Annotated in this window: 4 protein-coding genes; 1 reads left to right on the plus strand and 3 read right to left on the minus strand. The window is 61.1% G+C overall.

Annotated elements, in window-relative coordinates:
- Positions 1-89: 89 nt before the first annotated feature.
- The 3 genes from PspCFBP13509_RS05810 to epsC form a co-directional block, all read right to left on the minus strand.
- Positions 90-1,439, minus strand: coding sequence for an OprD family outer membrane porin (locus PspCFBP13509_RS05810; protein ID WP_065925822.1), 1,350 nt, complete (start codon positions 1,437-1,439; stop codon positions 90-92).
- Positions 1,440-1,597: 158 nt separating this feature from the next.
- The gene (betT, locus tag PspCFBP13509_RS05815; RefSeq protein ID WP_162844283.1) at positions 1,598-3,559 is read right to left on the minus strand and encodes a choline transporter BetT; all 1,962 of its coding nucleotides are present in this window, start codon (positions 3,557-3,559) and stop codon (positions 1,598-1,600) included.
- A 403-nt stretch (positions 3,560-3,962) separates the two neighbouring features.
- A complete protein-coding gene (epsC, locus tag PspCFBP13509_RS05820) occupies positions 3,963-4,889 on the minus strand; it encodes a serine O-acetyltransferase EpsC (RefSeq protein ID WP_027607830.1) in 927 nt (308 codons plus the stop codon).
- Between the two features lie 166 nt (positions 4,890-5,055).
- On the opposite strand from epsC, the gene PspCFBP13509_RS05825 reads away from it, so the two are divergent.
- Complete coding sequence (locus PspCFBP13509_RS05825; RefSeq protein WP_065925823.1) at positions 5,056-6,051, plus strand: D-cysteine desulfhydrase; 996 nt, start codon at positions 5,056-5,058, stop codon at positions 6,049-6,051.
- Positions 6,052-6,159 lie beyond the last annotated feature (108 nt).

Below are 6,159 nucleotides of genomic sequence, written 5' to 3' on the forward strand. Positions count from 1 at the left end.
AGGCAAATAAGGCCTGGGAATAACGATATTCCCAGGCCTTTTAACCAGCTGAATCGCTTAAGTCTGCCCTTCCGTTTTACAGCAATTTCCTACCAGAGTGGAACGACATAGCTGACATAGAAGCGGTTTTCATCCTGCACGGTGGCACCGGTAATGTCCGGACTGGCGTGGGCGTTTTTCCACGTGACGCCAAGGCCTTTGAGGGTACCGGTCGGCACTTGATACGCCACCGCCACGTTTCGCTCCCATTCGCTGGTGGTGCCCTGGGCGGTGCGGATGTCATCGCCGTGGGCGTAGGCGGCGGAGAAGGTCAGGCCGTTGAGGCCGAGTTTGCCGAAGTCATATTTGTACTGCGCCAGCCAGGTGCGTTCGCCGGCATGCTGGAATTTGTTCAACTGCATGTTGGTCAGCGCCGGGGTGTCGGCACCCGAGCCTGGGCCTTGGCGCGCGTCACCGCTGTTAAGGCCGGAGTCGAGGTACGGGAAGTCGCTGTCGCCGCTGTTTTTCTGGATGCCCAGGCCGACGGTATGGCCGTCCAGGCTGTAGCTTTCCAGCAGGCTGACGGTGGACTGGTTGATGCGGCCCTTGTTCACGCCGTCGCCATACAGGCCCGCTGCGGCAAAGTCCTTGTCGCCGTCGGCGTTGCCGCCCACACCCAGGCTGCGGAACACGCGCACGTCGGTATCGATCGCACCGACCGACAAGGCGTCATGGCGCTTGGCACCGAGGAAAAACTGCTGGTAGTAGTCCTCAAGGTTGGAGTACCACAGGCTGACAGTGGTGTTCTGTATCCCGGTGTAATCCGCACCGCCGAACAGGAAGCGGTCGCTCTCTTTGGTCCCGCCGGCGGTGATCATGCCCTGGTCGCCGGTTTCGTTGCGGATCTTGGTCTTGAAGATATCGCCGCCGGTGAAGGTGAAGTCGCTGAGGTCCTTGGACACCAGTTGCACACCGGTATTGGTCTGCTGGTACAGGCGCCCGTCGGTGTTGGCGAGTATCGGGTTGTTGCCGTAGAGCGTGCCGACGCGCAATTCATCCTTGGCGAAACGCATCTTGAACGTCGGGCTCAACACGCCGAACTGGTCGGCGGACTTGCCATTGTCCAGTGGGAACATGCTGCCGGGGTAGCGGCCCTGGTGATCCTTGTCGTTGAGGTCGCCGCCGGAGTCCAGTTTCAGGCCGTAGAACGCCTGTAGATCGAGGCCGAAGCCCACAGGCCCCTCGGTGTAGCCGGACTTGAAGTTGAACTCGAAACCCTGGCCCCAATCCCGAATGCTATGGGCCTTGGCATTGCTGCCCACCACGTCCCGTCCCTGCTGGTTGAGATAGCGGTTGAGCAGGGTCACGTCGGCGTGGCTGTCATCGATAAAATCGGCGTGGGCGGACAGCATAAAGCTCGCCATGGCGGCTCCCACCACAGGGCTTAAAAACGTCTTCATGGGTACCGGTCTCCGTCACTGTTCTGAAATGAAAGCGTCAAACGCTTCACACAATTACGCAGTGGCCAGATGACAGTTACGCGTCAAAACAGCGTCTTGACGGATGAAATTAAGTTTAAGAAAGCCCCGTAGAACGGGGCTTTGCGGGGAGTTTAACGTCAGCGCACCAAGTGCAGGAACTGCAGGTGGCGCTCGTACTGGTCGAGGATGTCGTTGATGATCTGCTCCTTGGTGTAGCCCACCAGGTCGTAGTCCTGACTGCCCTCGCTCAGGTGCACTTCCGCGCGGTAGTAGCGGCGATTGTTGAGCTGCTTGGAACCCATGCCGCCGCGTGCAAATGAGGGCGTGAAATAGCCGCGCATCTGCACCTGGTACACGAACGGATGCTCTTCGCCGTGACCGATTTCCAGGCTGACGCTGTCGTTGGACGGGTCGGGTTGGGTGACGACGTTGAGGCCTTTTTCGACAAACACCGCCGTCACTTCTTCGATCGCCGGACGCACCGTGGTCTCAAGGAACCGGTACACCTCGTCCCGCGAGGGGAAATGCACGGCCTGGCTCAAACGTTGGCGCCAACCGCCGGTGCCCTTGCGGGAGCCCGACACCGGCGCCAGCGAATGCAACTGCGCAATCTGCTTTTGCGACTCGAGGTAGAAGGCCTTGTGCAGCCCCCACATCATCAGCAACAGGATCAGCGAGAACGGCAGCGAGGTCAGCACCACCGCCGATTTCAGCGAATCGATGCTGCCGGCAAACAGCAAGGCACTGGTGACCAGCGCGGTCATCGCACCCCAGAACACCCGCAGCCATTTCGGCCCATCTTCATCGGCGTTGCCGCCTTTGGACGAGAGGGTGGACAGCACTACGGTGCCCGAGTCAGCGGAAGTTACGAAGAATACGAAGCTGATGAACACCGTGACCGCGATCACCGTCTTGCTCCACGGGTAGGTTTCCAGCAGCAGGTAGAGGCTCATCGACGGATCATCGATGGCCGACTGGCCGAGTGCAGTCATGCCGTGGTTGAGCACCTGGTCGATGGCGCTGTTGCCGAAAATCGACATCCACGCCAGGGTGAAACCCAGCGGGATCAGCAGCACACCGAACACGAATTCGCGGATGGTCCGGCCACGGGAAATGCGCGCGATAAACAGGCCTACGAATGGCGACCATGCAATCCACCAGGCCCAGTAGAACACCGTCCAGCCGCCCAGCCAGTCGCTCGGTTTGTCGTAGGCGTACACATCGAAACTCTTGGTCGGCAATGCGCCCAGGTAGTCACCAATGTTCTGGATCAGGGTATTGAGCAAGTGCTGGGTCGGCCCGGCGAACAACACGAACAGCAGCAGCGCGCAGGCCAGCAGCATGTTGATATCGGACATCACCCGCACGCCCTTGTCGACGCCGGCCACGGCGACCAGGATCGCCGCGCCCATCATCAGGGTGATCAAGCCGACCTGGATCCACTGGGTGTGGGCAACGCCGAACAGGTAGTCGAGGCCGGAATTGAGGTGCAGCACGCCAAAGCCCATGTCGGCACCCAGGCCGAACACCGTGGCAATGATGCCGAAGCCATCCACCGCATAGCCGATAGGGCCATTGATGCGCTTGCCGATCAGCGGGTACAGCGCCGAGCGCAACGCCAGCGGCAGGTTATGCCGGTAGGCGAAATACGCCAGCGCCATGCCGACAAATGCAAACACGCCCCAGCCGTGCAGGCCCCAGTGCAGGAACAGCACCTGCATGGCCTGGCGCGCGGCGTCGGCATTCATGGCCTCGCCCTGGGGCGGTTGCACCAGGTGCGTCAGCGGCTCGGACACGCAGAAGAAGAACAACGTGATGCTGATCCCGGCGGCGAACAGCATGCCGGCCCAGGACAGGTAACTGAATTCGGGCTCGTCGTGGTCGGCACCGAGTTTTATCTTGCCGTAGCCCGATAGCGCGGTGACCACCACGAAGACCAGATACAGGGTCATCGCCAGCATGTAGTACCAGCCGACCGTGTTGGCCGCCCAGTTTTGCGCCGCCAGCAACCAGGCCCCGGCCTGTTGCGGGATAGCGATGACAGTGATGCCGAACAGCAAGATGAAGGTGGCGGCAAAGTAGAAGACCGGCGCATTCATGCGCACCAGGCCGCTGGATGGGGTGGACGATGCACTCATGAACGATGCACCCCGAGGGTGAGGGATGTGGCTGTATAAAACGGACTCAGCAAAGGTAAGCCTCCTGTTGTGAGCGGGCAGCGAACCACCGGGTTTAACTTGAACGAACGTTCAAGTTAAACATAGGTAGGCGGTCTGGGACTAATCGCAGGGCTGAGTGGTAGATAATTCCTACACTAGCTCAAGGATTGGTATGACGGGTGGAAGAGGTAAATCGTTCAGTGATTGCGGGGTAAATCTGGAATGAGGCTAACAATGTGGGAGGGGGCTTGCTCCCGATAGCGGAGTGTCAGTCAATGGATGTACCAACTGACACTCCGCTATCGGGAGCAAGCCCCCTCCCACAGGGGATCTGCGTAGGGCTCTACTTCTGCGCACCGTCGTCATGCTGCAGATTCGCCTGCGTAATATTCGCCCCCGCCGGCACACTGCGGGTCAGCCACACATTGCCGCCAATGGTCGACCCCTTGCCGATGGTGATGCGTCCGAGAATCGTCGCCCCGGCATAGATCACCACGTCGTCCTCGACAATCGGGTGGCGCGCATGGCCCTTCTGCAGTTGCCCATCTTCATCCGCCGGGAAGCGCTTGGCCCCCAAGGTGACGGCCTGATAGATGCGCACCCGCTCGCCGATGATCGCGGTTTCACCGATCACCACGCCCGTGCCGTGGTCGATGAAGAAGCTCGGGCCGATCTGCGCGCCGGGGTGGATATCGATGCCGGTGGCCGAGTGGGCGATTTCCGCGCTGATCCGTGCCAGCAGCGGCAAGCCGGCGCGGTACAGGTGGTGGGCCAGGCGATGGTGAATCACCGCGAGGATCCCCGGGTAGCACAACAGCACTTCATCCACGCTGCGCGCGGCCGGGTCGCCGTGGTAGGCGGCGAGTACGTCGGTGTCCAACAGGCTGCGCAGGGACGGCAAGGCCAGGGCGAAATCCTGGATCAGCCGGATGGCATGGGCGTCGATCTGGCTGTCATCCTCGCCGCCCTGGCGCGCGGCATAACGCAACTCCAGGCGCGCCTGGGCCAGTAAGGCATTCAGGGCGACGTCGAGGGTATGGCCGACGTAGAAATCTTCACTTTCTTCACGCAAGTCCGCCGGCCCCAGGCGCATCGGAAACAGCGCACCGCAGAGGGACTCGAGAATCTGGGCAACGGCTTCACGGGACGGCAATTCGCGACCGCCATGCTCGCCGCTCAAGCGGCCATTGCGTGTTCGCCACTGGTCACGGGCGCTGCGCAGTTGGCTGACGATGGTCTGTAACTGCCAATGGCTGGAACGCTCACTCACGGTATTCACTCCTGACGTAATGGCCATCACTTTACGGTATCCACCCTGGCCGCCCTTAAGAACCAATGGTGTGATGCTAAGAACCATCAGGCATAAGCGATTGACGGTTGCCCGATGAAAAGTGCCTGCCTATAGTCGCTCCATCCCTTAGCCACCGTGCGTAGCCATGATCAAGCAACAGCTCGACCGTTTTAACCGCCTGGAACTGCTCGGCGGCGCCACCGCCCTGGAAAAACTCGAACGGCTGTCGACCTGGTTGGGACGCGACATCTACGTCAAGCGCGACGACACCACGCCGCTGGCCATGGGTGGCAACAAGCTGCGCAAACTCGAATACCTGGCAGCCGATGCCATCGCCCAGGGCGCCGACACCCTGGTGACCGCCGGCGCGATCCAGTCCAACCACGTACGCCAGACCGCCGCCCTCGCCGCCAGGCTCGGCCTGGGCTGCGTCGCCCTGCTGGAAAACCCCACCGGCACCGAAGACCCCAACTACCTGGGCAACGGCAACCGCCTGCTGCTGGAGTTGTTCGACGCCAAGGTAGAGTTGGTGGAAAACCTCGACAACGTCGACGACCAACTCAACGCCCTTGCCGATCGCCTGCGCAGCAACGGCAAGAAGCCGTACCTGGTGCCTATCGGCGGTTCCAATGCCCTCGGCGCCCTCGGTTACGTGCGCGCCGGCCTGGAGCTGGCCGCACAGATCGAAGACAGCGGTATCGAATTCGCCGCCGTGGTGCTGGCCTCCGGCAGTGCCGGCACCCACAGCGGCCTGGCCTTGGCATTAAGCGAAGTACTGCCGCAGTTGCCCGTGATCGGCATCACCGTATCGCGCACCGAAGAAGCGCAGTTCCCGAAAGTCCAGGGCCTGGCCGAACGCACGGCCGAGTTGCTCGGTGTGAACGTCCCCGACGCGTTCAAGGTGATCCTGTGGGACGAGTATTTCGGCCCCCGTTATGGCGAACCCAACGCCGGCACCCTTTCGGCGGTCAAGCTATTGGCAAGCCAGGAAGGCCTGCTGCTGGACCCGGTCTACACTGGCAAGGCCATGGCCGGCTTGCTGGACGGTATCGGGCGTCAGCGTTTTGAAGACGGGCCGATTATTTTCCTGCATACCGGCGGGGCACCGGCGTTGTTTGCCTATGACTCGGTTTTCAACTGAATAAATGCGGGCCAAATGTGGGAGGGGGCAAGCCCTAATGCCAGTCAGTTAAGGCTTTTTGTAGGAGCGAGCTTGCTCGCGAAAAACTCACAGGCGCCGCGTTCATTC

This window comes from Pseudomonas sp. CFBP13509 (assembly GCF_005233485.1).
Lineage (GTDB): Bacteria > Pseudomonadota > Gammaproteobacteria > Pseudomonadales > Pseudomonadaceae > Aquipseudomonas > Aquipseudomonas marginalis.